At 39.9% G+C, this 25,125-nt stretch carries 27 protein-coding genes and 1 pseudogene; 15 read left to right on the top strand and 13 right to left on the bottom strand.

Annotation, left to right across the window (positions count from 1 at the left end; genetic code table 11):
• Positions 1 to 21 precede the first annotated feature (21 nt).
• From QH639_RS09155 to QH639_RS09135, 5 genes are all read right to left on the bottom strand, one after another.
• Positions 22 to 1,503 (bottom strand): spore germination protein, encoded by a 1,482-nt coding sequence (locus QH639_RS09155; protein ID WP_131521492.1) that lies wholly within the window; start codon positions 1,501 to 1,503, stop codon positions 22 to 24.
• The gene (locus QH639_RS09150; protein WP_131521491.1) at positions 1,503 to 2,627 is read right to left on the bottom strand and encodes a GerAB/ArcD/ProY family transporter; all 1,125 of its coding nucleotides are present in this window, start codon (positions 2,625 to 2,627) and stop codon (positions 1,503 to 1,505) included. Before QH639_RS09150 ends, QH639_RS09155 begins: the two co-directional genes overlap by 1 nt.
• Positions 2,628 to 2,775: 148 nt before the next feature.
• Positions 2,776 to 3,666, bottom strand: coding sequence for an anti-sigma-V factor RsiV (rsiV, locus tag QH639_RS09145; protein ID WP_281115968.1), 891 nt, complete (start codon positions 3,664 to 3,666; stop codon positions 2,776 to 2,778).
• Entirely contained in the window at positions 3,659 to 4,177 is a 519-nt protein-coding gene (locus QH639_RS09140) for an RNA polymerase sigma factor SigV (RefSeq protein ID WP_004230723.1), read from the bottom strand. The genes rsiV and QH639_RS09140 overlap by 8 nt, the downstream gene beginning before the upstream one ends.
• A gap of 153 nt (positions 4,178 to 4,330) precedes the next feature.
• Entirely contained in the window at positions 4,331 to 5,104 is a 774-nt protein-coding gene (locus QH639_RS09135) for a sulfite exporter TauE/SafE family protein (RefSeq protein ID WP_281115967.1), read from the bottom strand.
• 215 nt (positions 5,105 to 5,319) lie between these two features.
• Here QH639_RS09135 and QH639_RS09130 point away from each other — a divergent pair, with 215 nt between their 5' ends.
• From QH639_RS09130 to QH639_RS09105, 6 genes are all read left to right on the top strand, one after another.
• The gene (locus QH639_RS09130; protein WP_048392403.1) at positions 5,320 to 5,745 is read left to right on the top strand and encodes a hypothetical protein; all 426 of its coding nucleotides are present in this window, start codon (positions 5,320 to 5,322) and stop codon (positions 5,743 to 5,745) included.
• A gap of 74 nt (positions 5,746 to 5,819) precedes the next feature.
• The gene (locus QH639_RS09125; RefSeq protein WP_131521487.1) at positions 5,820 to 6,815 is read left to right on the top strand and encodes an LLM class flavin-dependent oxidoreductase; all 996 of its coding nucleotides are present in this window, start codon (positions 5,820 to 5,822) and stop codon (positions 6,813 to 6,815) included.
• Between the two features lie 710 nt (positions 6,816 to 7,525).
• A complete protein-coding gene (locus QH639_RS09120) occupies positions 7,526 to 7,915 on the top strand; it encodes a GntR family transcriptional regulator (RefSeq protein WP_004230719.1) in 390 nt (129 codons plus the stop codon).
• Positions 7,912 to 8,601 (top strand): ABC transporter ATP-binding protein, encoded by a 690-nt coding sequence (locus QH639_RS09115; RefSeq protein ID WP_131521486.1) that lies wholly within the window; start codon positions 7,912 to 7,914, stop codon positions 8,599 to 8,601. Before QH639_RS09120 ends, QH639_RS09115 begins: the two co-directional genes overlap by 4 nt.
• A complete protein-coding gene (locus tag QH639_RS09110) occupies positions 8,598 to 9,425 on the top strand; it encodes a hypothetical protein (protein WP_237898172.1) in 828 nt (275 codons plus the stop codon). Before QH639_RS09115 ends, QH639_RS09110 begins: the two co-directional genes overlap by 4 nt.
• A 13-nt stretch (positions 9,426 to 9,438) precedes the next feature.
• Positions 9,439 to 10,656 (top strand): hypothetical protein, encoded by a 1,218-nt coding sequence (locus tag QH639_RS09105; RefSeq protein WP_131521484.1) that lies wholly within the window; start codon positions 9,439 to 9,441, stop codon positions 10,654 to 10,656.
• Between the two features lie 93 nt (positions 10,657 to 10,749).
• On the opposite strand, the pseudogene QH639_RS09100 reads toward QH639_RS09105, so the two are convergent.
• Positions 10,750 to 10,980: pseudogene (locus QH639_RS09100) on the bottom strand (radical SAM/CxCxxxxC motif protein YfkAB); the annotation flags it as partial.
• Between the two features lie 252 nt (positions 10,981 to 11,232).
• On the opposite strand from QH639_RS09100, the gene yfkAB reads away from it, so the two are divergent.
• On the top strand, positions 11,233 to 12,336 hold the full coding sequence (gene yfkAB, locus QH639_RS09095) for a radical SAM/CxCxxxxC motif protein YfkAB (protein ID WP_237898171.1): 1,104 nt from the start codon (positions 11,233 to 11,235) through the stop codon (positions 12,334 to 12,336).
• Positions 12,337 to 12,624: 288 nt separating this feature from the next.
• On the opposite strand, the gene QH639_RS09090 is transcribed toward yfkAB, so the two are convergent.
• A complete protein-coding gene (locus QH639_RS09090; RefSeq protein ID WP_131521482.1) occupies positions 12,625 to 12,879 on the bottom strand; it encodes a hypothetical protein in 255 nt (84 codons plus the stop codon).
• A gap of 402 nt (positions 12,880 to 13,281) precedes the next feature.
• Between QH639_RS09090 and QH639_RS09085 the strand changes: the two genes are divergently transcribed.
• From QH639_RS09085 to QH639_RS09065, 5 genes are all read left to right on the top strand, one after another.
• Positions 13,282 to 13,986 carry a YjjG family noncanonical pyrimidine nucleotidase gene (locus tag QH639_RS09085; protein WP_259419640.1) on the top strand — a complete coding sequence of 235 codons (705 nt, stop codon included), beginning with the start codon at positions 13,282 to 13,284 and terminating at the stop codon, positions 13,984 to 13,986.
• A 182-nt stretch (positions 13,987 to 14,168) separates the two neighbouring features.
• Positions 14,169 to 14,804 (top strand): 50S ribosomal protein L25/general stress protein Ctc, encoded by a 636-nt coding sequence (locus QH639_RS09080; RefSeq protein ID WP_048392414.1) that lies wholly within the window; start codon positions 14,169 to 14,171, stop codon positions 14,802 to 14,804.
• Between the two features lie 139 nt (positions 14,805 to 14,943).
• Entirely contained in the window at positions 14,944 to 15,177 is a 234-nt protein-coding gene (locus tag QH639_RS09075; protein WP_281115966.1) for a hypothetical protein, read from the top strand.
• Between the two features lie 327 nt (positions 15,178 to 15,504).
• Positions 15,505 to 16,518, top strand: a complete 1,014-nt coding sequence (locus tag QH639_RS09070) for a hypothetical protein (protein WP_001590894.1) — start codon at positions 15,505 to 15,507, stop codon at positions 16,516 to 16,518.
• An 8-nt stretch (positions 16,519 to 16,526) separates the two neighbouring features.
• Positions 16,527 to 16,988, top strand: a complete 462-nt coding sequence (locus QH639_RS09065; RefSeq protein ID WP_000340973.1) for a type II toxin-antitoxin system death-on-curing family toxin — start codon at positions 16,527 to 16,529, stop codon at positions 16,986 to 16,988.
• 412 nt (positions 16,989 to 17,400) lie between these two features.
• Here QH639_RS09065 and QH639_RS09060 read toward each other — a convergent pair whose 3' ends face one another.
• The gene (locus QH639_RS09060) at positions 17,401 to 17,688 is read right to left on the bottom strand and encodes a PerC family transcriptional regulator (RefSeq protein WP_000617437.1); all 288 of its coding nucleotides are present in this window, start codon (positions 17,686 to 17,688) and stop codon (positions 17,401 to 17,403) included.
• 77 nt (positions 17,689 to 17,765) lie between these two features.
• Between QH639_RS09060 and QH639_RS09055 the strand changes: the two genes are divergently transcribed.
• The 3 genes from QH639_RS09055 (at position 17,766) to QH639_RS09050 (ending at position 19,932) form a co-directional block, all read left to right on the top strand.
• Complete coding sequence (locus QH639_RS09055) at positions 17,766 to 17,912, top strand: hypothetical protein (protein ID WP_281115964.1); 147 nt, start codon at positions 17,766 to 17,768, stop codon at positions 17,910 to 17,912.
• Between the two features lie 451 nt (positions 17,913 to 18,363).
• Positions 18,364 to 18,549, top strand: a complete 186-nt coding sequence (locus tag QH639_RS26495; RefSeq protein ID WP_001236873.1) for a helix-turn-helix transcriptional regulator — start codon at positions 18,364 to 18,366, stop codon at positions 18,547 to 18,549.
• A 1,032-nt stretch (positions 18,550 to 19,581) separates the two neighbouring features.
• Complete coding sequence (locus QH639_RS09050) at positions 19,582 to 19,932, top strand: hypothetical protein (RefSeq protein WP_024196381.1); 351 nt, start codon at positions 19,582 to 19,584, stop codon at positions 19,930 to 19,932.
• Between the two features lie 18 nt (positions 19,933 to 19,950).
• Here QH639_RS09050 and QH639_RS09045 read toward each other — a convergent pair whose 3' ends face one another.
• Genes QH639_RS09045 through QH639_RS09025 form a run of 5 tightly spaced genes read right to left on the bottom strand, consistent with a single transcriptional unit; the run spans position 19,951 to position 24,787 of the window.
• A complete protein-coding gene (locus tag QH639_RS09045; RefSeq protein WP_001029852.1) occupies positions 19,951 to 22,056 on the bottom strand; it encodes a hypothetical protein in 2,106 nt (701 codons plus the stop codon).
• The gene (locus QH639_RS09040; protein ID WP_000246959.1) at positions 22,056 to 23,477 is read right to left on the bottom strand and encodes a phage DNA ejection protein; all 1,422 of its coding nucleotides are present in this window, start codon (positions 23,475 to 23,477) and stop codon (positions 22,056 to 22,058) included. Before QH639_RS09040 ends, QH639_RS09045 begins: the two co-directional genes overlap by 1 nt.
• Positions 23,477 to 24,154 (bottom strand): hypothetical protein, encoded by a 678-nt coding sequence (locus QH639_RS09035; protein WP_000909175.1) that lies wholly within the window; start codon positions 24,152 to 24,154, stop codon positions 23,477 to 23,479. Before QH639_RS09035 ends, QH639_RS09040 begins: the two co-directional genes overlap by 1 nt.
• Positions 24,148 to 24,609 (bottom strand): DUF2824 family protein, encoded by a 462-nt coding sequence (locus tag QH639_RS09030; protein ID WP_000420670.1) that lies wholly within the window; start codon positions 24,607 to 24,609, stop codon positions 24,148 to 24,150. Before QH639_RS09030 ends, QH639_RS09035 begins: the two co-directional genes overlap by 7 nt.
• A gap of 16 nt (positions 24,610 to 24,625) precedes the next feature.
• The gene (locus QH639_RS09025; RefSeq protein WP_001018524.1) at positions 24,626 to 24,787 is read right to left on the bottom strand and encodes a hypothetical protein; all 162 of its coding nucleotides are present in this window, start codon (positions 24,785 to 24,787) and stop codon (positions 24,626 to 24,628) included.
• Positions 24,788 to 25,125 lie beyond the last annotated feature (338 nt).

Raw genomic sequence — 25,125 nt, 5'->3', positions numbered from 1 at the left:
CCTTCACAATCGATAGGGATGCTATTTGTTTTTATTTGGAGAATCTTTGTTCTCATGCCCTTTTGAAGTTCGTGTATAATCTTGAGGAGCAAGCGCTTTGTTCCGCTCTGTATAGCCTTTGGGTGATAATCGAAAGATGGATTTTTTAATGGTTGCCCAATTTAGATCTGTTGCTAGGTTCATGTAAGAGTAGCCGTAAATTCGAATATTACTTAAATAAAGCAGTGTCAGGTATAAAGAAACAAAGAAGCCAAATAACCCGAAAAAGGCACTAGCAAAGATAAAGGCAACGCGTAATATGCTAACTGAAGTAACAAGTGACTGATTCACTAATGTGAAGGAAGCAATGGTAGAAATAGCGATGACAACGATCATTTCAGGACTCGTTACACCTGCTCGAATGGCTGCATCCCCAATAATTAATCCACCTACAACACTGATGGTCCCACCAATAACGGAAGGGAGACGCAAGCCTGCTTCACGAAATAATTCAAACATCAGCAACATGAGCAACATTTCAAGCGAAGAGGGGAGCGGTAAGCCAGCCTTCGCTTGCACGACGGTTGCGAGTAGTTGAAGCGGCAATTGGTTTTGGTGATAGGTTGTCAAGGCAAGCCAAAATGCAGGGAGTAGTAATCCGATTAGAATACCGAATATTCTTAATAATCGTTCGAGTGAACTGAAAATAATAGGATATTCATTATCCTCAGCTGATTTCAGTAAGAGAAACAAATTGACAGGGGTAATGATAGCATAGGCGACGCCATCTACAAAAATAATAAAACGTCCTCTCGCTAAGGCCTGAACCGCATAATCAGGTCGTCCCGTATAATCAAACTTCGGAAAAAGCTTGGAATTTTTATTCACCCGTTCCATCAATAAATCGCCACTAAAAACAATATCTGTATCAACAGCAGCAAGCTGCTTTTTGATGCCATGTAAAATATCCATATCCACAATATCATCAAAATAAAGAATGGCTACCGTAGTTTTTGATCGTTTCCCAAGCTCCACTTTTTCCACACAAAATGAATTGGTCGGCAAACGTTTTCTTATGAGTGCGATATTGACGCGAATATCTTCAATGAAATTATCTCTTGGCCCTTTAACAAGAACCTCCATGCGCGTTTCTTCAGGCTGGCGATTCGGCTTTTGGGCAATATTGCTTGCATATAAAAGATTGTCTTCGTCAAAATACAACAACAAGAAGCCACTATAGACAAAAGTTATTAGCTGTTCCTTGTCTTGTACTTTTTGAATACTTGGAACATGAAGATGCCTTGCGATATTCTCTTCAAAGGGAACCTCATCCAAATGATCATATAAATATTGAATACGTTGAATAATCACTTCATTAAGCATTTGTTGATCAATCATAGCATCACACGTAATAAAGTGTACTTTCTGCTGATTAAACATATATTCCTGAAATTGAATATCTGCTGATTTTTGAAATAATTTTCTGAGCGTACTAAGATCTAGCGCTTGTTCTTGCTGAGGCATTATGATTCACCACTTTTCCTATCTTGTTTTTCAGTTTTCCCCTTTTTAGAAGATTTATCCGACAAGAAAGCTACGACTACGAAAAATATTGACAGTAAAAAGAAAAAAATAAAAGTGGCTGCAAGAATATAATGTCCTTTTACCTTTAAAAATAGGCTTTCATTTAGCATGATTAATGGTAAACAAAGAATAAAGAAGGGAGGAGCGAGCATTTGCCATATACGCTTCGGATCTCCTGTCATCTTCAATAAATCTACCACAATGTACAAAAGGAAACTAACACGAATAAAGGTTCCTGTCAGCCATTGATAAATGGAGAAAAAGTCAAGATGCTCGATATAGCGACCAATTGTCACTAATCCCCATTCTTCGTAGGCAGGATAGCGTTGCTTAGCCGCTTCATTCGGTCCAAATTCTGTAATGGCTCCAATTAAAGGTCCTAATGTCAGTCCTACTAAAATGGCCAGCATAATAGCAAAGTGGTACCAGCGAATACGTTCCTTAAATTGATGCTGTAAAAATAGCAACATTAAAAGCTCGATAAACCCTGATGCAGGGAAAATCATGCCTCGCAAGACAGGCTGGAATCCATGTTCAAAAAATGGACGTAATAATTCATAATCTTTCACCTGCATGTTCGTAAAGGCAACGAAAAAGCCAAAGATAACTACTCCGAATAATACAAAAACGTTTAAAATAACGAGCGTCTGTAAGCTAGTCGTCACAAGAAGAATACACAGAATGGTATAGATAAATAGTAAGATGATCACAGGGGTTTGTGGTAAAAATGTAGTATTAATCCATTGCAGTGTTTCAACCATTGTAAAAGCTGCGATAATCATTAAAAAAATAGCAACTGTATAAATAACAATAGTAGAGCCAATTTTCCCTATTTTTGAATCGAGCCAATCTCGGATGGGCTCCTGATTAGATTTTGATTGAATATATACTAATAAAAATAGCCAAAAGAAAATAATTCCTCCAGCAAATAATACGGATAGCCAGCCATCTCTTTTGGCCACATCTAGTAGTGGAGGAATAATGGTTACATGATTTTTTAAGCCAATAACAGTCATTGATAGGAAGATGACATGTAAAATACTGATTGATCCTACACTTTTCATGTTGAAAACCCTCTAACATTGATTGATACATATTAGCTTTGACAAAAAAAGTCGGCTTTATAAGCAGAAAATGGTATGGTTTCATGAAAAAACGAGGTATTGGATGACACCATCATCCAATACCTCGTCATAGGAAAAGTAAGCTAAATTAATGAATATATTTTGTGCTTACAAGATCGTCTTTTAAGACATCTGTTGGGATTTCAAACTCTACAACGCCCATATAGCCAGGTGCCACTTCATATTTATCAAAGGAAATCACAAGCTTGCCTTTATCAGAAATGTAGAATTGCTGATCAGGTTTAATAGTTGTAAATTCCTCCATTAACGCTTCATCGGCAAGGCCAGCACCCTTTACCCAATAAACTTTATCTTGATTCGATTCAGCTATTTGTGTACGCATTTGTTCTTTAATATTTTCACTAATTGTTTCAATATAGTGTTGATCTTTAAAGAGCATAGGTAAAGTAATTAAAATTTCGTTTTCTTTATCGATCGTATCGTATTCCATCACCGTTGAAGAAGAAGCAACGGTATTCACTACATAACGGCCAATCGACAAAATTTGTTCGTTATCAGTTTTGATTTCGTAGCCACTATCAATACCTAAATGACCACCGCCATTTAATTTTAAATCGCCCACTTCTGCCATAAATTCATCGTAAAGTGTCTTACCTTCTGCACGATATTTTTCATTTAATGTATTCGCCAGATCTTGATTTTCTAAGTTTTCAATAGAAGGTACTTTAATGTTGGCATCATAATTATCTTCAGCCACTTCATATTCTGTCCAAGTCAATACTTTTATCACACTACCAACCACGGGAATTTCTGAGAGTGTGCGGGCCATTGCAGGATTTACATTTAAACCAGCTGTAAATAGCATGGCTGCAGCGGCAGATCCAAGGACCCATTGAGGTGTACGATTTTTTTTCTTTTTTCGACCTTGCTTAAGTGCTTTTTCAACCACGAAGTCTAGCTCTTTTGGAATCGGGACTTTCATATATTGTTTTTCTAACTCCTGTAATTTTTTATCCATGTGCAGTTTCTCCCTTCACATCTTCCAATTGGATTTTCAATAGTTTTAATGCTTTATAAAGACGCGATTTGGCTGTACTCAACTTAATGTCGAGGATGTTCGCCACGTCAGCGAGTTTTAAATCCTCGAAATAATGGAGAATGACAACCTCTCGATACATTTGCGGGAGTTCATCCAACGCATGCTCCAAGTCAACATTCTCATAAACATCCTCTTGAGCAGGTGTTAAATATTGTAATGTATCATCATCTGTCACTTGTAAGCGTTTATGCTTACGTAAAAAATCTATGGCTGTACGGACAACTATTTTATAAAACCAGCTTTTCATATAGGTCACATTTTCAAGTCGATCTAATGAAAGCATGGCTTTTTGGATACTGTCTTGTACAACATCTAGTGCGTCCTGTTCATTTTTTGTATAGCTATACGCGAGCAAATAAAAACGCTCTTTTTGTTCTCGAATGAATTGGACAAACACCTCTTCATGTTGAAATGCATTTCTTGTTCTCATGTCCAAAGAAGCTCCTTTTTAACATTATCAAATTGTATACATTTACTAGACGTACGAGGAGAGGGAAAAAGTTGATACCATGAAAAAAACTTACCCCAATTGAGATAAGTTTGATCCTTCTATAGTATTGGCATACGTTAGTATAACGGCTGATCATGAAAAATAGTCATATGTATTTTTCAAGAGTAATAGAATGGTCACAACGATAAATAATTTACGTACATAGCCACTGCCGCGTTTAATGGCAAATTTTGAACCAACAATAGCTCCTGCAATTTGCGCAAGACCCATTGGTAGTCCATAGGCATAATTTATTTGTCCTAAGTATATAAACATAAGGAGGGCAGCTACATTACTGCCGAAATTTAAAAATTTGGCGTTTCCTGCTGATTGTAAAAAATCATAGCCAACTATGAGAAAAGCAAAGAGTAGAAACGAGCCTGTCCCAGGACCTAAAAAGCCATCATAAAAGCCAATAAGTGTAATCACGAAAACAAAAATAATAGAACGCTTAGGAGTTAATTGTTTAAAGGTGGTCATACTGCCCCAGTCTTTTTTAAAGATGGTATAAATGGCAACGACTGCAAGCATAATCAGCATTAATGGCTTCAGTACACTTGGGTCCATTAAGTGGACAATCCAAGCACCCAGCATAGAGCCAAAAAAGACGAAGGGGAATAGCTTATAGACGGCTTTTATATCTAGTTTACCAGAGCGATAAAATGTCACTGTACTAGTAAGGGAACCCATTGTACCTGCCAATTTATTGGTTGCTACGGCAACAGAGGGAGGAAGACCAACGAACATAAGAGCTGGTAATGAGATAAGCCCACCTCCTCCAACCACTGAATCAATAAAGGCTGCTAAAAAACCGAAGAGGATTAAAATTAATAAAATATTTACATCTAAATCTAAATCAAAAGGCACAATAGGTCATCTCTTTTCTATCATAATAATCTGATAGTAGCGAACTGAGGATAGGCTGTAAACACTCTAGCTGCTATTTTTTAATAGAAATAAATGAAGTGATTCGATTTGAAATGACGATAATTTCTACATAACTCAAAAAAATTCTACTTGGAGTCATTATTTTGATGTATTATGTAGATAATGGTGTTTTTACGTAAAGGGGACGTGATGACATGAGTTTAGGAAATCATATACGTGTATTTCTCTGTGTTGTGTTTATGGGCGTACTTGTAGGGTATGTCTTTAATGCAAAAAAAGATATAACAGATCATGAGTATATTGATACCGTAAAGGAAGGCTATTTGGAGAATTTTTCAGATGTCACAGTTCGAAATGCGTTTAATTACGCTTTTTATGAACCTTACTGGCGCTATTATGAAGCAAAAACTGGGGAGCAAGTTGTAGAATTATCAGGTGATATTACGTTTCAAGACGAAAAAGGACATGCTATTCTCCAATTTGTCGTGAACGAACAAACGCAGCAATTTTCCCTAGAGGCAATGAAATTTAAAGAAGTCGTATTAAACCAGCAACAACAACAAAAGCTTGTTGGCATGGTCTATCACACTTGGGAAAAGAAACAACTAGCTTATGAGTAAGGTTTTTTATTTTGTAAATCATCCAAACTGTATTACAGTAAAAGGGGGAGCTAGAGACAGAGAGGATGTTTTACATGAGATTAAGTATTTTAGATCAAATGCCGATTCCAAAAGGTCATTCTGCAGAAGAGGCCTTCCAACGTACAGAACAGCTGGCATTGCTAGGTGAAGAGCTTGGCTATCACCGTATGTGGCTTGCTGAACACCATAATAGCCAGTCATTGGCGAGTTCAGCTCCTGAAGTAACTGCTGCTTTTTTAGCTGCTAAAACACAGCGGCTTCGCATTGGTACGGGTGGTGTCATGATGATGCATTATTCACCCTATAAGCTAGCAGAGGTCTTTAAAACATTATCGGGGCTGGCACCCAATCGTATTGATTTTGGTGTGGGGAGAGCTCCTGGTGGTGATCATGCCGCTATCTATGCCTTGGCAGAGGGAAGACGACAACGCTTCACAGAACAGTATGATAAGCTAGAAATCATATTAAAGCTAATGAATAATCAAAAAACAGGTGAACATGTCTATGATCAAGTCGTTGCAGCTCCTGCTCATATTTCATTACCAGAGGCTTGGTTACTAGGTTCTAGTGGTCAGAGCGCAATGCAGGCTGGCCAGCTGGGAGTAGGCTATTCGTATGCACAATTTTTCACGGGCAATATGTCAAAGGATATCTTTGATGCCTATAAAGCCTATTTTACGCCTTCTTATTATATGGATAAACCACAAATCATTGTGACATATGCAGCAACAGTTGCCCCAACCCTAGAAGAAGCGGAATATTTAGCTAAACCGATTGATATTTCTCGTCTTCAATTAATGAAAGGGCAAATCATTCAAACAATGTCACCCGAAGAAGCGAAAGATTATCCATTAACTGAAATGGATAAATTGACGATTGACAATAATCGCAAGGCGAATCTTGTCGGGACACCCCAAGATATTGCTGCTTTTTTAAGCGCTGAGCAAGAACGCTATGGCTTTGATGAAGTGATGCTAAATTGCAATCAATATGCATTAGAAAGTCGTTTAAATACCTATAGATTCCTTGCGAAGGAATTAATCAGATAAGAGGAAAAGCCATATTCAGATGAATATGGCTTTTATGTATTTAGCTGAAATAGAATAGCGATTTTACAATTAGAAAAACCCGGAAATTTACTTCCGGGTCTGATTACCACTTACATTTTCTGCTCCATGACACACTGCCTCGCTTCCGCATAGGATCTTAAGATATTCCTAAGAAATCTGTACTTTAGCTTATTCAGTTTTGATGGTCCTTCTGAGTTATCGATCAATCGCACTCATCGGGTTAACCCTCCTAGTCATTGGATTTGAAGTGAAATCTTTAATAGTATAACCCTACCTCTATTTCTTATACCTCTAGTGACCATAAAATTTAATTTTTTGTGCTAAAGAAGTAAATACAAGAAAACATACAGTCATTACCAGTTAACAATGAAGATAAAAACACTCGTCTGTTTGAAGAAAAGTATATTTGCATCCATGATGTACATGCTAAAACTGGCTGTTATTTTAATTATTGATAGATATTTCCATAAATGTGGTTGACTTAAAATGTGTATTAAGCATATAATACATTTCAAGAAGTGTATTATATGCTTAATACATTTTTTTATTGTCGGTGTATTAAGTGCTTAATACGCTGAGGTGTTAACGTGAGAAAAAATATGTCCATGTTGATAGGTGCAACCCATCATTCTACATACTGTGTATTAAGTGTTTAATACGCGGAATTAATTTTTGAGGAGTTGAGTTATTTGACTATAAATTTTAATAATCGGGACCCGGTGTATGTCCAAGTGATTCGGCATTTGAAAGAACAAATTGCCAAGGGATTTTATGAGCCAGGTCAGGAGATTCCATCCAGAAGGGAATTAGCCAATCAGTTAAAGATTAACCCAAATACTGCACAACGAGCTTATAAGGAAATGGAGGAACAAGGATTGATTTTTACAGAGGGGAATATGCCTAGCTGCATTACGAAAGATGAAGCAGTCCTTAAAAATGTTCGTGAGGAATTGATTATCGAAGCGGTTGACTTATTTTTAGGCTCTATTAAATCTATCGATGTGCCTTTAGCCGAAGTATTGGAACTTGTAAAGAAAAAACATGATGCCGAAAGCGGAGAAGCGGAGGAATCGAAATGATAGAAGTAAAAAATATTAACAAGAAATACGGCAGGAAACAGGTTTTAAAAGACATTTCTTTTACTGCAGAAAAAGGAGAGATTACTTGTTTAATAGGAATAAATGGTGTAGGTAAGACGACCATTATGAAAGCTATTATGGCGCTCACCCCAATTAATAGTGGTGAAATTTTAATGGATGGAGAAAAAATCACAAAAGAAAGTTTTGAAAAAATAACCTTCATCCCAGACACAATAACGATGTTGCCACAAATGAAAATCAATGAAGCTTTTGCGTTCATGGCTGATTTTTATAAAAGCTGGAATCCTCAGAGGGCAGAAGAATTATTACAATTTTTTAAACTTGATCCGAATGAACGTATTGCTAACTTATCGAAAGGAAATACAGCAAAAGTGAATATGCTACTGGGATTGTCACTTGATGTCGATTATTTACTGATGGATGAACCATTCTCTGGCATTGATATTTTCTCTCGTGAGCAGATTGCAGAGGTGTTTACAAGCCATTTAATTGAAGAACGTGGTGTCATTATAACAACGCATGAAATTAGTGATATTGAGCATTTGATTGATAAAGCAGTCCTTATGGATGACGGTGCAGTATTGAGGGAATTTAGCGTGGAGGAAGTACGTGAAAATGAAGGGAAATCAGTGGTTGATGTGATGAGGGAGGTATATCGAGCATGAAAAACTATTTAAAACTTGTTAATTTTGAAGTAAATCGATTTTTTAAATTGTATTTGATTTTAATAGGCTTGACCATGCTCAGCCAGCTTATAGGAGCGGGAATTATCTCACAAACCTATATGAAAAATGCTAAACAGTTGATGGCAGAAAACCAGTTATCCATGAACCAGTATGTGGAGCAATACGGGACTTTTTCTTTCGATCGATTCACTGATTCAGAATGGTTTCTGCTGCCAATCTTTTTTTGTATCGCCATGTTGATGATCTATGTTTTCTTTATTTGGTATCGAGATTGGTTTGGTAAAAATACATTTATTTACAGATTATTCATGTTACCAACTGAAAGAATCGCCATTTATTTTGCGAAATTAACGACGATTATGCTTTTAGTTCTTGGCTTGATTGCTTTGCAAATCTTGCTAATTTTGATGGAAAAACAAATAGTGAATAAGATTATACCAATAGACCTCCAATCAAATTTCTCAATTTATGCTAGTTCTACTTTAAATATGTGGAGGTGGCTGTATCCGACTAGCTTTACAGAGTTTATTTTGGTTTATGCACTTGGGTTACTTTTCGTGGCAGTAATATTTACCGCGATTTTAATTGAGCGGAGTTATGGTTTAAAAGGGATTTTTTACGCTATTTTTTATGGCTTACTGTCACTTGGGGTATTTTTTGCTCCAATCCTATTAGTTAATGTTTATACAAATTACTTTTACCCACTTGAAATTTTCTTAATGGTACTGGTTACGAGCACGATTGTTTTAGGCAGTGCCATTTGGATTGCGAATCATTTACTAAAATATAAAATCAGGGTCTAGAGGAGGTATAACAATGAAAAAATATTGGAAAACAATCAGTATTAGTTTCTTCATCGTGGTGTTTATCAGTTCTTACTATATCCAAAAAACAGCAATGGCTTCTAAAAATGATAGAACCTATAAAATTGAAACGATCAGCGGAAATAAGGAAGAAATTGAAAATCTTATTCTTCAAACAAGTTATCAAAGTAATGATCTTTATCATATGTTGTACATATCAAAGGATGGTTCCACGAATCCCAATAGTCAGTCTTTTTTTAGAGATTTGATGGCACCGAATGAACCTATGATTCTTCGAAAATATATTGAGGAACACCGTAATTTTATGCGTGGGAAAGAATTTGATCCAAGAAAATATTATGAAGACAAATCACATTTGACTTACACAATATTTCTAGATGATGGTCGAAAAGAAGCTAGAGGCAATGTTATAACGCTTCAAATTGATACACTTGATAAAAAAACAAATGATAGTTCTTCCTTTAAGATCGATATACCAGTCAAAGCAAGCTATGATTGGATTAATGTAAATGACGTCTACGTAGGGAATGGAAAAATAAATATATTAACAACAAACTATTTATCAGCCAACTATCTTATAAAAGGTAGGGAAGAGTTGCATGTCTATACGATTGATGAGAACAAGAAGGAATTAGTAAAGGACGACATCCTTGCAGAATTAGTGTCAGAAGAAAGAGGCACTTCCAGTATCCGTATTTTTAATGAAAACAATACTACTACTCAAAACGAAAATTATTATTTATATATGGTAGAAAAATATAGTGATCGAAAAGAAGGTACTGAGCCAGAAATTATCTCTAGTCAAATATATCTCTATAATAATGCCAAGAATGAAGCAGAGGAATGGACTATGCCAGAAGAATTAAAACCCTATCGGAAGTCAATGCTTATTCATAAAGAAACGATATACATTCCTGTATATTCAGCCAATGGTTTAACGCTGAATCGATATCATATTGAAAAGAAACAGTGGGAAGACCCCTTAACCCTTCAATATTCAAGCATTACGAATGAGAATGATGCTCCATATTTACGTATAGCAGAGGGAAAATTTTATTTAATATATCGTGTTTCTGATGGACAGTGGTTGTCTATCGTTGATTTACGTACAGGTGGATTGATTTATGAAGGGAAAATCATTTCCGAAGACAAGAAAAATCAAGAGGCGGATTCCTCACTTACGATCGAACAATTATATATAATGCCTTAAAGAACAGGTATAAGGACAACCTACAATCTATAACGCCATATATAAAAGAAACTCCATGTTGATCAGTCTTTGTTCAACATGGAGTTTCTTTCTTTATCGATGAACGTATACACGAGCAGAGCCACTCACAAACGCGGCATCTTGATAATACATATTTTTTACAAGTACATTTGGCCCTAAGCATTTGACTGCTGGACAGTGGCAGTTAAGTGATTTTGCCAAGTCGGTTGCCATCCATTTATCAAAAATCAATGGTAGTTCGTCATGTACAATAGTGCCGAGGGCTGGTGTGTCACCAAAGTCGGTAACAATCACATCGCCTGTTTACTGTAAATCGAAAATAAAAGCATATAATTTAAACTCCTTGTAATTACAGTGGCGCAAGAAAAATTAATTGTATAGAAGATAAAAGAGGATACGAAGATAGAGTTGTCAGAAATAGAGCAGATGTAAACAAAATAATAAAAAAGTTATAATAAAGATTAAGTTCGATTCCGAGATAATTTATAAATAAATGCACTTTAAAAATTATTTTATCTGTGCGAAAATTATAAGCATGGAAAGGAAGTTTTTTATATGTTTACAGTACAGAAAACTCATGATGAATGGGAAAGTTACCATGACATTGATAGGTATGGGAAATTAACTTTATCAAATATTGAATTTACTACAACACATTTATGTAATATGAGATGTTCGCATTGTGCAGTTGGCTACACATTATTAACCAAAGAATTACCAGCATTACCTACAGAAGAAATTATCCACAAGTTAGATGAGGTGGAAACTTTACGTACAATGAGTTTTACAGGTGGAGAACCTTTAATGACTAAAAAGGGTATAAAGGAAAATTTGTTACCACTTTTGAAATACGCTAAGGGTAGGGGAATTAAGACGCAAATTAATTCGAATTTAACTTTGCCTATGTCTCATTACGAATTAATTGCTCCTTATCTAGATGTTATGCACATATCACATAACTGGTGTGATGAAAAAGAATTTGTTGAAACAGGCTTCGCTATGATGGAAAAGCAACCTTCAATTGAATATAGAGGCAATTTATATCGTAATATTTTCGACAATGCAAGGGAACTTTCCAAAGGAGGGATGTTTGTATCAGCAGAAACAATGTTAAATCGTAATACTGTACCCTATATGGAAAAAATTCATAATGAAGTGGCTAACGAAATGTTATGTAAGCGACACGAAATTCATCCTATGTATGCTAGTGACTTCGCTGAAAATTTAGAAGTTATTAGTTTGGAGGAATACAGAAAAGTTGTGAATGAAATTCTTGATTATAGAAATAAAGACATATGGGTATTGTTTGGTACATTGCCATTTTACCCTTGTAGTCAAGATGAGCGAGATTTAGCGTTAATCAAGCGAATCAATAGTGAACATAATATAACAATCAGAAATGATGTTGATGGACGATCAAGAATGAATTTAAATATTTTCACAGGGGATATATCGGTTACGGATTTCTCAGATGACGGTTCGGCTTTCGGAAATATAAAAAATGAATCATTACCTCAAATTTACGAACGGTGGTTAGATTCCAATATTTCTAAATCAATTAATTGCCACTGTCCAGCAGTCAAATGTTTAGGACCAAATGTAATTGTAAAGAATATGTATTATCCTGATAAAACATTTATTAGTGGCTCAGTTAAATAATGAATTGAAGACCTCCATTGGAATAACCATTGGAGGTTTTTTAGCGATATATACTATATAATTTTTCTACTCAGTTTAAATTTAAAAGTTTGTCAAAACACAATTTACTTGTACCTTAATACAAAGAAAAAGGCCTATAGCCTGTTATTCACAGCTTTGAGCCTTTGTCTTTGTAAGACCATTCTTTTTAAACAGTCGTTTTACTCTTTATCTGAATTTGAAGTTTTGTCATAAAAATTAACAAGAAATCGTTGGCTGATCTAAGTTTACTGACATGGTGTTGCTTGATTAAACAGCAGTAGTGCCCCAAAATATACTGATTCCAAAAGCTACTACTACTCCAGCAAAAACCCAACCCATAGCGTATTTCCTTAGTCTGAAGTTATTTATACTCAACATTAAAAAGCAAAAAGTCATAACAACTTGTATCCAAATTGGTCTATCAAAACGCTCTTTATGCCAAATGAAAGAATAAAGAACCCCGATAACCATAATAGACAGCACTACTAACGCAATTCTATTAAATATGCTAGACTTTTGCAAACCTATAAACCTCCTTAATATGGCTTTGTATTAAAATACCAATCACCAGTACCTCTTAATTGTTCATTCATACTAAAACCTGCAACGGAAGCAATTACTCTAACATTTTCGTTTTTGTAAGGTCGTCATCTTTCGTACATCTTCCTTTCTAGCATTCTATTGTCTCATATTCAACGATAATTTCAAATATGAAATTGCAGAACGGGCTATTTTAGGGCTAGACGAACATTTTTTTCCATTATCGAAAAAGTTCCCTCGTTTCAATGGACGGATAAGCATGTGTATAAAGCGCATACATGTTCTAATATTCTGTCATAGGACATTTTACTGTTATTTTTCATAAAAAACGTTATCATGATATAGAGTAAAAGTCATAATGCATTAAAGAAAGTGGGAATGAACATGACGAAATATGAGATATTATTGTTTGACGTAGATGATACATTACTAGATTTTGATTTAGCTGAAAATGCAGCACTTGACCGCATGTTCAGCGAGGAAAAGATAGCCACTACGCCCGAGATGATAGCGCGTTACAAAGAAATTAATGAATCGATGTGGCGAGCTTTTGAGCGTGGGGAAGTGACCAAAAATACACTACATAATACAAGATTTGCGATTGCTTTAAAGGAATTTGGGATGGAGGTCGATGGTGTCTACTTTGAATCGTTATTCCAAAAATACTTACAGGAAGCACATCATTATGTAGAGGGAGCTTATGAAGTCATCGCTCAACTAGCCAATCACTATCATTTGTATGTCGTATCAAATGGCGTAACGTTGACACAGAATAAACGACTAGTGGATGCCGATTTAGCACAATATTTTAAAGGCATCTTTATCTCCGAGCAAACGGGCTATCAAAAACCAATGCCTGCCTTTTTTGATTATGTATTTGAGCGGATTGAGCATTTTGATAAAGCTAAAACGCTTATAATCGGCGATTCTTTGACATCAGACATTAAAGGCGGATTGCTGTCAGGCATTGATACATGCTGGTTTAACATCCGCAATGTTGAAAATACGAGTGGTATTGAACCACATTATGAAATTAAAAAATTGCATGAGTTACATGAGCTATTGCATACAAAAATAGCACTATATTAAGACAGTAAGACACTTCCTTTGTTCCATGAACAGAGGAGGTGTTTTTTTATGTTTTTTCGCTAATAAAATTTAAATTATTACTACAAGGCTGACCAAATAATCGCTTGCTTGCTATGTATAAAATACAATAGAAAAGGCAAAACCTTTTATGAGACTAGTTTCCATGAAAGGGGAAATATTCGATGAATATGGTTTTAACTGCCAGTAAACGTCAAAAGGGACAACAATCTTCTTTAACACAGCTTCGACAAAATGGGGGCATTCCAGGTGTAGTTTACGGCTTTCAAATGGAATCAACGGCGATTATGTTAGATGCGAGAGCCTTTGCAAAAATGTTAGCTACACACGGCACAAAAAGTGTTTTCCAATTAGATGTTGAAGGAAAACGGATTAATGCAGTTTTGACAGAGGTACAACGTTGTGCATTAAAAGGGAATGTTAAGCATGTGGATTTTAAATCCATCAATATGTCAGAGGAGCTAGAAGTGGATATTCCAGTGACTGTAATTGGGGATGCAGTAGGAGTTGCTGATGGCGGATTCCTGCTCCAGCCTAATCGTGAAGTGCGTATTAAAGTGAAGCCAACTGACATTCCAGAAACCATTGAAATAGATGTTACAAATGTTGCAATTGGGACTTCTCTATACGTCGGAGATATTCGTCAACAGTTCTCGTTTGAAATTTTACAAGAGGATGACTACACACTCGTGACGATTACACCACCTGCTGCTGAAAACGTACAGGAAGATGATACAGTGGACGATACACCAGAAGTGATGGAAGCAACAGGACAAAATACTGCTGAACCAGAAGCATAAAGGAAAGATGAGCCTCCTTACACTACGTAAGGGGCTCCTCCTGTTGTTGAAAAAGATCATGTCACTAGCAGAAAAAGACCTTTTAGCAAGGTGAGAGGTTGATTTCCGTTCCGCCAGCGTCCTTTCCAGGGGGCGTCCGATGAGCCGCTTCACTCACTTGCGCTCGCTCCAGGGTCTCCTCAGTGACGCTAAATCCCCTAGGCGTGACGCTGGCTCCACTCCAATCAACCATTCTGCTATCTCACGTTCTCAGTGTGCTGGGCAAAAAAACATCGCAAAATCTGGAGCAGGCACGCAAAACAGAATTGAAGTTGCGGGGAAGAAAAATGCCGCTCTGTTTGAGTGGGCGGCATTTGTGAAGGCTGAAAAGTAAGAATTAGTGTTACGAGTTACTCAATATTGAATCTGTTTGTAGAGTATTGGCTTCAATGCCGCATTGTGGCTGGTTTCTTGCTAATGCGATTTTTGATTATGTACACCCTTATGTACACGGTTTTTTCTGGTGCTATCAATCATTGAGCATTTATCGAGCACTGTTTGCTCAGTAAGAAATTGTCGGTATGTAGATAGTTATAGTACCAGATTCGGTTTTTCAGACCCCCATCCTAAACCAGCATGAATCAGACTAAAAGTTCACTTACCCATACTGGCATTAACAATGTTATCGTATACACGTTATTGCGTCTTTATAGGTGTTAACATGGCTAAAGATTTAACAACCTCTGCTCATGACAGACAAAATATTTTGAATAACTCTTATGCACTCCGACATGCTGAAAAACACCTTGCTCTTGGCGGAGTTGAGTTCGATGGAGAAAGAGTTTTTACCAAGAATCAACTGGTAGATCTGTTTGATGTAAGTGATGCGACCATTGAGAGGTATATAGCTAACAACTTGGATGAGCTGAAGAACAATGGCTACATCATTTTGAGAGGTAAAAATCTAAAAGAATTCAAGGAAGTAGCTGATGGTGCCCTCATTAATGAGGGTACCAAGACTTCAGTGCTGGGAGTGTTTAAGTTTAGAGCCGTATTAAACCTTGCAATGCTACTTGTCGAAAGCGAGCAAGCCAAAATAATTCGCACTAGACTGTTAGATATAGTGATTGATACGCTTGCTGAACGAGCCGGTGGTCACACGAAATTCATCAACCAACGTGACGAAGATTACTTAGTTGCCTCCTTTAAAGAAGAGAGTTACAGAAAGCAATTTACTGACGCCCTCAATGAATATGTTGATGCCAATGGCTGGAAGTTTGGAAAACTAACAAATGCGATTTATCAAAGCATTTTCCATGAAAATGCCAATGAGTACAGAAGCGTATTAAAACTCCATCAGCACGATAAAATACGTGACACTATGTACTCTGAAGTGTTGACGCTGATTGCCAGTTTCGAAGCTGGTTTGGCTCATGAGATAAAACAAAAGTCACTCCAGATAGGTAGGAAACTCACATACAAAGAAGCTGAAGCCATATTAACCACTATGGAAAAACATCCTCTATATGAACCAATGTTGGTTGATGTGCGAACGAAAATGGCAAGCCGAGACTTATGTTTTCGCGATGCTTTACATGAAAAACTGGAAGCATATGTGCGAGCTGTACCTGAAGGAGACTTTGAACGTTTCTTGGGTGAGAAAAGTAAATCACTTGAAGAACGCCTGAACGATCCAGAAACCCTAGAAGTGTTCAAAAGACTAAAAGACCGATAGGGGGATCAATGGACGATATACAATTCAATTATTTTGATATTGAACACGCCATTCGGGTTCATGATTGGATCATTGAGAAAACAGGCGGCTTACACGGAATCAGAGACCAAGGGGTACTGGAGAGTGCCCTTGAGCATATCCAAAACGACTGGTATTACCCCGGGTTTGTAGACAAACTAAGTCACTTGTTCTTTGCAATCAATAAATTCCATGCTTTTAGTGACGGAAATAAAAGATCAAGCATCGCCCTTTCAACATACTTTCTTGAGATAAATGGTTTTGGCCATTGTGTACAACTTTTTGTGCGAGAAATGGAAAACATCGCAGTTTGGGTGGCTGATGGAGCAATCGATAAGGAGCTACTCAAAAACATCATTCATGATCTGGTCTTATGTGAAGAAATACTTGAAACGACTAAGCTGGAGATCACTATAGCAGTTATGAATTATGAAACTCTAAGGCACGGGTGACAAACACACTACAGGATGGGAAGTATCGCAAATTTGTCAGCACGTAGCTAAGATGCTAGGCATATTTGTTACGCGTGCGTATTGCTCGCGAAATTGCTGTACCCAATAGTGATGTCCGAAAAAAACTCCGTCCTCACATGAAACAGCCATGTGCAACTGGTAACTGAACAGACTGGTAGACCGTTCGTTCAGTAAATACCTGATATTTCCGCCAACGAGAAATTGCGTTGGCTGGCAGAGTGCAAATTTGCACGATGGCCTAACCCATTGATTCTTTCGAAAATCCCCATTGGGGGAAAAGGCTACCCCATTGGTTTTTCCACAATCCTCAATTTGAGGAATGTACCTAAAACCATTTTTATAGCTCCGATCCCTTCAAAGTGAGGGGTAATTTGCAAAAACAGAGAGAGCATTACTGTCTCTGGCAATCTTTATCACGATAACGCCTGAAGTACCCTCTCGCTTCCTCATCCATACCAAGAGCCGAATGAGTTCGCTTAACTGCCTGTCTTAAATCTCCGAATCTGTCTATAGTTGCTGGTGGGCGTGCCGCCCTACGGATACATTCAGAGCGTCTGTTTGCTGCATGTTCACGTTCTTTATCGCCATCTGCCAGCGTCAGGACTTCTGTCCATCGTGCGGCAGCTCTCCGGCATAGCCCTTTTGACTCCAGCTCTTCAGCTTTCCTGTCCCTTATCATTTCTGCCTCTCAGACTATATAGATAAGCAAAAAGGTGTTGGTTCAGTTGGTTCAGTTGGTTCAATTTGTAAAGAGTATTGTTTTTAAAAGGATTATTCGCAAAAAGTGAACCAACACACCCCATTTTTGAACCAACAAAAAGAGGCCGTGAACCAACACGCCGTTTAAAAACCGCTAATTATGAGGGACATCCACCAGCACAGGGCTTGTCTAGTGCTGGTTAGGTGCTGCTCACCGCGCACGGAGCGGCGCTGGTTTGCTCCAGCGATATGCGGGGCTGGTCATCATTTCGCGGTACCGCCTGGCTATTACAGGGCCCTCTGCCAGCTGGCGCCTTAATTCCCGCAATTCTGCCGGGCTGAGCTGGTGGCCGTCATGCTCCAGCTTGGCAATGGTCAGCAGCTCGATTTCTCGTGGTGTCATGGATTCCCCTCTGATGGTGATCGGCATTATATTGCCAGCCAGGGTGATTCTTCACTGGCCGGAGCCGTTGTGCGTGAAGTCTATGCGTGAACTCCATATGCTATGTGTTAAGTTACAGCTCAAAATGTCCTGTTCCGGTGGTAACTTTTTTGGTAAACAGCGTTTTGGTGGATACCAACATGGATACCTCGCTTTTGGATACCGCCCAAAGCCAGATTGTCACTATGCTTAATCTAAAGCAGAGGAGCCTCTATGCGCCTTATCAAATTAAGCGAAGTCATGCTCAGAACGGGCTTCAAGAAAACGGCAATCTACTCATGGGTTAAGACGGGCACGTTTCCACAGCCAGTTAAAATTGGTAGATCAGCTAGATGGTCGCTTGAGGAGGTTGAAGCTTGGATCCAGAACAAACTTGATTCGCGGGCTGGCAACCAATGATTAACTTTAATATCGAGTGGTGGATAGTCCATGGACAAGCTGATGGGCGCACTCGACGAAAACGATGCGCCAGGCGGACTGTGTCGCTCATAAACCGGGAGTTGGCCAGAGGACTTAGTTGTCCTTTGCAATTCTGCAGGTTCGCACGTGAAAGTAGCCAAAACCCTGCGAACCTGAGTGCAAACCTGCAACTGCGAACCACTGAGGTGGCCTCTCATAGCTGGTGGTCATACTGGATATTAATCAGGCCTGCCACAACCATAACAATCCATAACAGGCGCATCGCACCAACAATTACTAATAGGTCCGCTCGCAACACTAATTTTGACTAAGCCTGAACGCAATGCTCAGAAAGAACGAAGAATGGAATGAATCGTACCATCATGTTGCTCCATGATTTTTACGTTCAAGACAGTTGCTTAATCTCGCCTCGCAATTCAGCCCCCTTGCCGTTATCGAGAAGTCTTTATCCTTTCGGTTAATGCTATCGGTCTTCATATTACCAGCAGCATACGCCATCCGATTATTTCGATGCTACGTGCGCGTACTTGTCGCAAAATACCAGGCAAAGGCCAGATTCAGAACGTCGTGATAACCACCAGCACAACATGAGAGGTCATGTAACGCGATTTATCACACCAGATACATGTGATTGGTGTACCCGCATAAAACATCGTCATAGCGCGTCCTGTGCGCATATACGCCGATAATCAACACATCACCACCACTCTGTCTTATGTAGAGAACAGTTTTATGGTGCTCCCCGCCATCGCGTGCGTACTGGTCGGACACAGCTGCAAAAAATTTTGCAACTGATACACCTCGCGCGCGTACTGGTCACGAAATTGGTGTTTTGCTGTGGCAGTGATATCAGAAAAATCTTCCTGTTTCACATAAAGCGGATATGCGCGTACTGTAACGGCCCCATCAACGGGGATCGGATTTGAAATCCCGACCCAAGCTATGTACCAAATGCCATGTCTTGGATATATGATGATTGCCATTCTAAACAACGCTAAAGGGAGGGTTGGTGTGAATGCTCAGGCTGTCATCATGGTTTTCCTTGGTCTGGTTGTCGCAAAACTATATCCAGACTGGTGGAAAGGGGCATTAGCAACTGTCGCCATCTATTTGCTTTTATCCGTCGTTAAGCGATCATTCGCTAAGACCGTAAATCAAGCAAAACATTTCTCATTTAAGAATTTAATAAACTATATTACTGGGCTTATTTTTTGCCTTTCAATTTTGATCGCTTCAGCTTTTTTGCCCGTATCAATAGCTAATTTTTTTGGCGCACCATATGAGGTAGGTTATCTATTCTCTGTTTTTTGTCTTGTTATTGCCCTTCTTTACCTGTGGATGAGAGCAAAGAACAAAAATTAGCCATCCGTGGCTAACCAGTTATTGAGCTTCTTTTTGTGATGCCTGTACGACTCTGGTGAGCGATTGTGTGACCGTACTGATCGCTCTGTCATATGCTGTGCTACCTTTTGGCGTATTTGCCAGACGTAACAAGGCATTTCGTATAACAGGGCTTTCGTATGCCTTCGCTGCTCCGCCTACGGCACCAGCAGCAGGAACAATAAACGCAGCCGTTTTTAGCATCCCCGCCAATACTGCTGCGTTTATGATGCCACCACCAACTAACAATCCATAAAGCTGCTGACCATTTAAGTTTTGAACGTTCGCTTTTGCCGCGTGTCTTGTATCGTTGAGGTATTTAATAACGCCGTCCAGTTCCTTTCCATGTACGCCTTTAAAGAAAGTTGCTGATTGCTTCCTGTTCCGGTGTAACGCATTAATAAACTTCTCAACACTGATATTTCCAGACGGATCAGTCGCCTTATCTACAGCATTCTGAACTATAGCTGCTCGTGCGTTTTGCCTACCATTGTCATCCAGAAGCCTGTAAAGCTGAGAACGTTCTGATGGGCTTTGGCTAAAAACGAGTTTTGTTACATCCTCAGGCGTGGCCTTGCCGCTGGCTATTGCCTTTTGAACGCGCGTTCTTCCCATCATGTCATTGAATTTAGACCATGAGCGATCAACCCTTGCCATATTAATGGCTTCGTCTGCTCCAAGATTTTTGGCTACGGCTTTTTTCATATCCGCCGTATATGCCTTGTAGATAATATCGCTGGCTTTCTGGAGCGTATCTTTATCAACAGTGTCAGATGACGCTATAAATCGCTTTCGAAGATCGGTTCTGTTTTCCCTCGCCAGACGCAGGTCATTTGGTCCGCTGGTGATATCGTCTTTAAATTGCTGCAAGACTTTTACCGCGGCTCTATCCTGAGATTTGCCAGGGCGGCTTAACACGGCAATCTGATTGTCGATAGTTTTTACCGTGTTTGAGAGATCGACAGGGGTATCCCCCATAGCGTCAATTATGCGGTTATATCGCTTTCCTGCTGCCTCAATGAATTTTTGTTGCCCTTTAGTCGCAGATTCATAAAGCTGTTTATCAGAAATGCCACCCAGACCATCGCTAAATGTTCTGACTAAATTTTCTCGTGCTTGTTGTTGATTCAGCCGATTCTTACCGGTTCCAAAAAAAGGAACTCTTTCGCCTAATGTCTGAGCCTGACTCTGCATAAAGGTTTTATCTTTCAGCATGTCACTGGTCATTAACGGCAGATTTCTTTCCGATGCAAAGTCGACAGCAGCCTTTGCTTCAGGCGACATATCACCACGAACAGCCCTCGAAACCGCACTCGCTGTATTTTCCAGCCCCTTACCAATACCACCAATGCCAGCAGAAATTACCGTTTGTAACGGATCAATATCTTCTCCACCAGCAAGGCTGGTGGCTCCCTGTAGTGCTAAATCTGTAGCTGCTGATTTTCCTATGGCACCAAGCACCGTTCCAGCCCTGCCCGCTGGTGTAAACGCCAGCGCATTAGCAAGAAACGAAGTCAGGTCTTGCGGTGATAAACCCGGCTTGTTCAGGGCATAATCACCTGATGGCAGAGAAACGATAGTATTCCCCTTCTCATCCTGCCTTAATGTCGCCCCCATTCCCTGAAGAATCTTTTCCTGAGACGCGTCAGAGCCGAAAAGTTGAGACCATCCAGCCTTCAGGGCATCCATGCTTAGTGAGTTCAATTCTGGGGCAGAGGCGACATTTTGCAGTCTCTCCATCTCTGGAGTCATTCGGCTTTCGCCTGTTATAGCATCGCGCATCGCAGCCCCAAGACTGGCTCCCTGTTCTGCTGAACGCTCAAGCCCCTCTCTTTGCTGAGTAGCTAACTTTGCATACCCTGACGCAAGAGAATTATCAGATGATGTATGTTGAATATTTTGAGTTGCTGATTGGGATCGGTCTATTTCATTCGTAGATGGTAGTGGATAGGCAGCATAAAAAGCCTGCTTAGCCTGCTCTACACTTTCTCCGGCTTGCGGGGCCACGACTTCATTGAAGTATTGCTCCTGAGCCTGCACTTTTTGTTCTGGTGCTAACGCCTGATACTGTGGAGAGGCGATAACATCTTTCCATGCTTTAGCCATTAATCACCCCATAGTGAAGAAAAATTACTGCTGGCTGCTGGCTGTGATACCTGCTCAGATTGCGGCAATGTCTGCGACGAAGAAGAAGTTCCTCTGTCAACTGCTGAAATAACACGCAAAGCATCATAAGCTCGACCAGAAGCAGCTTTCAGCGAATTGAACTGGTTTTCCATCTTCCGGCGCTTGGTATCAATGGTTTTTGTGGAGTCGCCAGGCTGAGGGAAATACATTTGATAATATTTTGACATTTCAGCAGGTACGATAGCTGCCCCTGTTTCCTGACGGAGTATTGCCATTATTGCGTCATTAGCATTAACAACGTATTGCTGCTCTGTTGGGCTGAGCGTTAAGTTAGCCAGCGTCCCATTACCCAAAGCATTATTAATGATCGCCACTCGCTGTGGGCTAAGCTGGCCTTTCAGTGTATCCATTGAATCAAGAGCATCCCTAACTCTGTATGCAAATCCAGCAGCTTTTTTAGCCCCTTCTGGCGACTTTTCCATGATCTTTTGGGCTGTTGGCAAAGCTATTGGACGAAACCCATCTCCAGATATTGGCTGGTTTAGTTTTCCCTGCTCTTCACTTCCGTCTGTGTAGTATTTTGTGACAGTGCCATCATCGTTTTCCCTAACACTCATTAATTTTTTGGCGTTTGTATTAATTCCAGCCGCTGCCGCAAATGCCGCTGCCCCCTCTGGATCCGCCTTTAACATTTGCGCGTACTGATTGTAATTCTGCATTGCGGCTGTTGGTGCATATGCTGACGTTAACGCATTTGCTCGGCTAATATCCTGCCCTCTCGCCTGAAGCGCCTCTCCAGCCTGATTGCTGCGGATTGTCTCTGCCAACTTGCCACGCTCAATATCCCGACCTTCCATTCGATCTTTGATATCGAAGTACTTCTCATGACCGAGAGAAAACAGTGCCATACTACCAGCAAGCCGCTGGAATTCCTGTGGATCATTAACATGCATTTCGGCAACAGACTCAGGAGAAATTCCCAAGCGACGCATTTCATCTTCGTTATCTGCTATGAATTTTCCAAATGCCCCAGTTCCGAGCGAAGATGCGATTTGAGCACTAGTCGCAAGATGACCAATAGAATTTCTCTGGTCGTCATCAATAAAGCCCATCCCTTTCTGAACGCTTTCAAATTCTTCTGGATACTCAGAAATAAGACTGCGCATTTTGTTTCTGTCTCCAGACTCAAAAGCCCCGGCATATGCTTTCTGAAACTCTGCTTTACGCTGTTGTTGACGTGCCTGCTGATTAATCTCAGCAACGCCTCTTAGCCCCTGTAGCGCCATTAAACCTACGTTTGGCTGCTGCTGATACTGCACAGGCTGAGGAACGGAAGAACGAGGAGCATTATCATTTTGCGGTGCCATGCTAGGCAGCCCGCCAAGTTGCCATGTCGCCATTAGAATCCAAGCCCCCCAACAAGACCAATAAGCCCACCACCAATAGCCCCGGCGACATTACCTATACCCGGAACAACGGAACCAAGTTGCGCACCCGCTAAAGCGCCTGATGCCGCCCCACCAATACCACGCGCAAGACTGGATGGCTGCTGCGCCTGACCTGCACGAATAGCGCCAAGCCCCTGCAAGAGTTGTCCGGTATTATTGGCGTAGTTTTGCCCTGCCGTTGCCTGCCCTGATGCCGCATTCATCCCGACATTTAGCAGGTTTCCATAATTTTGCATTTGCCCACTAAGCCAATTGTTATAAAGCATGGGCGCAATGGAAGATAACTGGTTACTGGTAGCTGTTGAGCCAAGCCCCCCGGTAGCTTCTGCTGAGACAAGGTTCTGATAACGGGCCTGATCTGCCTGTGTTTTATATAAACCAGAACCAAAGAAATCATTCGCGGCTTTATTCTGCCCTTCCAGAGTCATCAGTCCTTGTAGTTGTTGTAAAGCAGGCAATCCGACTTCTGCATACGGCTTGAGATTATTCATCACCGTATTCCACTGCTCGCGCTGCAAATCAATTGCCTGCTGCTGGGCCTTCGCCTGAGCTTTAGAGGCACCACCATCACCGCCTTTTTCGTATACGGCACGATTGAGATGTTTATGAGCTATATGGGTAATTAACATTCGCTGAATTCCTTATATTGTTGCCGAGTTAACTGATAAAGCGTTACGCCGACGGGTTTACCACATCTGATATAAGCATCATCAAGGTGACCAACACGGGTAGCGCCAAGCAAACGGATAATTGCCCGTCCGTATTTCGTGGTGTCAGGAACCATAGTGATGCTGTTAAGGAATGGTGAGTTTTCGAGAAGCCATTTGCAGAATAATCGATGCCCTTGCAGTGCATATTCACCACGGAATCCGGGGTCGTACACCGCATGGCATTCAACAATGCTATGCCAGAAGTTACGCACTTCATGAACGCCAGCCAGCACCAATCCTTCGTAGATGCCGAGATATACCGCATCAGGCTTGATGTAGTACGTGTGCCCCGGCTCAACAATATTTTCGGTATTGCCAGGATCGTTAAGAAAGGCCTGTAATCGCACAGGGTTATCAATAAATTTTAGTTCCATGCGATGCCATCCATTTTCACATACAGCCTGCCAGCGCCTTATCTATTAACCCTCGAGCAATTTCATGCAGAGTTGGCGCTACTCCAATTCCTGATTTTTTACGCTGCTCTTCCTGAATTTTCTTTATCGCTTCCATTTGCTTCTCACTTATCAATACCGGCTTTACTGAAATAGCCATAACGCCCCCTTAGAACTGTATAAAACAACAGTTATTATAGTTTCACAAATCGCAATATTCATCATCGTAATTGCAAAATATGAAACAGATAGCACAAAAAAATGCCACCGCTCAGTAGCTGGTGGCATCGTTCTGTGTGTCAGGTTTTGACAGGTTTTTTATGGACTCTAAAAACTATATTTATGGTGTCGCATTACCCTTCACGGCAGGCGCTTTTCAGTTCTGCCCTTGCTTCTGGCTCCATTGGTAATTTGATTCGCGATCAGCTATGCGGATGGTTTGCTGAACAGGCATAACAACTTCTCAGTGGCTGTTTTCTGAACTACGAAAATTTCGTA

Origin of the sequence: Lysinibacillus sp. 1 U-2021 (genome assembly GCF_029916965.1) — a bacterium.
GTDB classification, from domain to species: domain Bacteria; phylum Bacillota; class Bacilli; order Bacillales_A; family Planococcaceae; genus Lysinibacillus; species Lysinibacillus capsici.
This window is presented reverse-complemented; position numbering and strand designations above follow the sequence as displayed.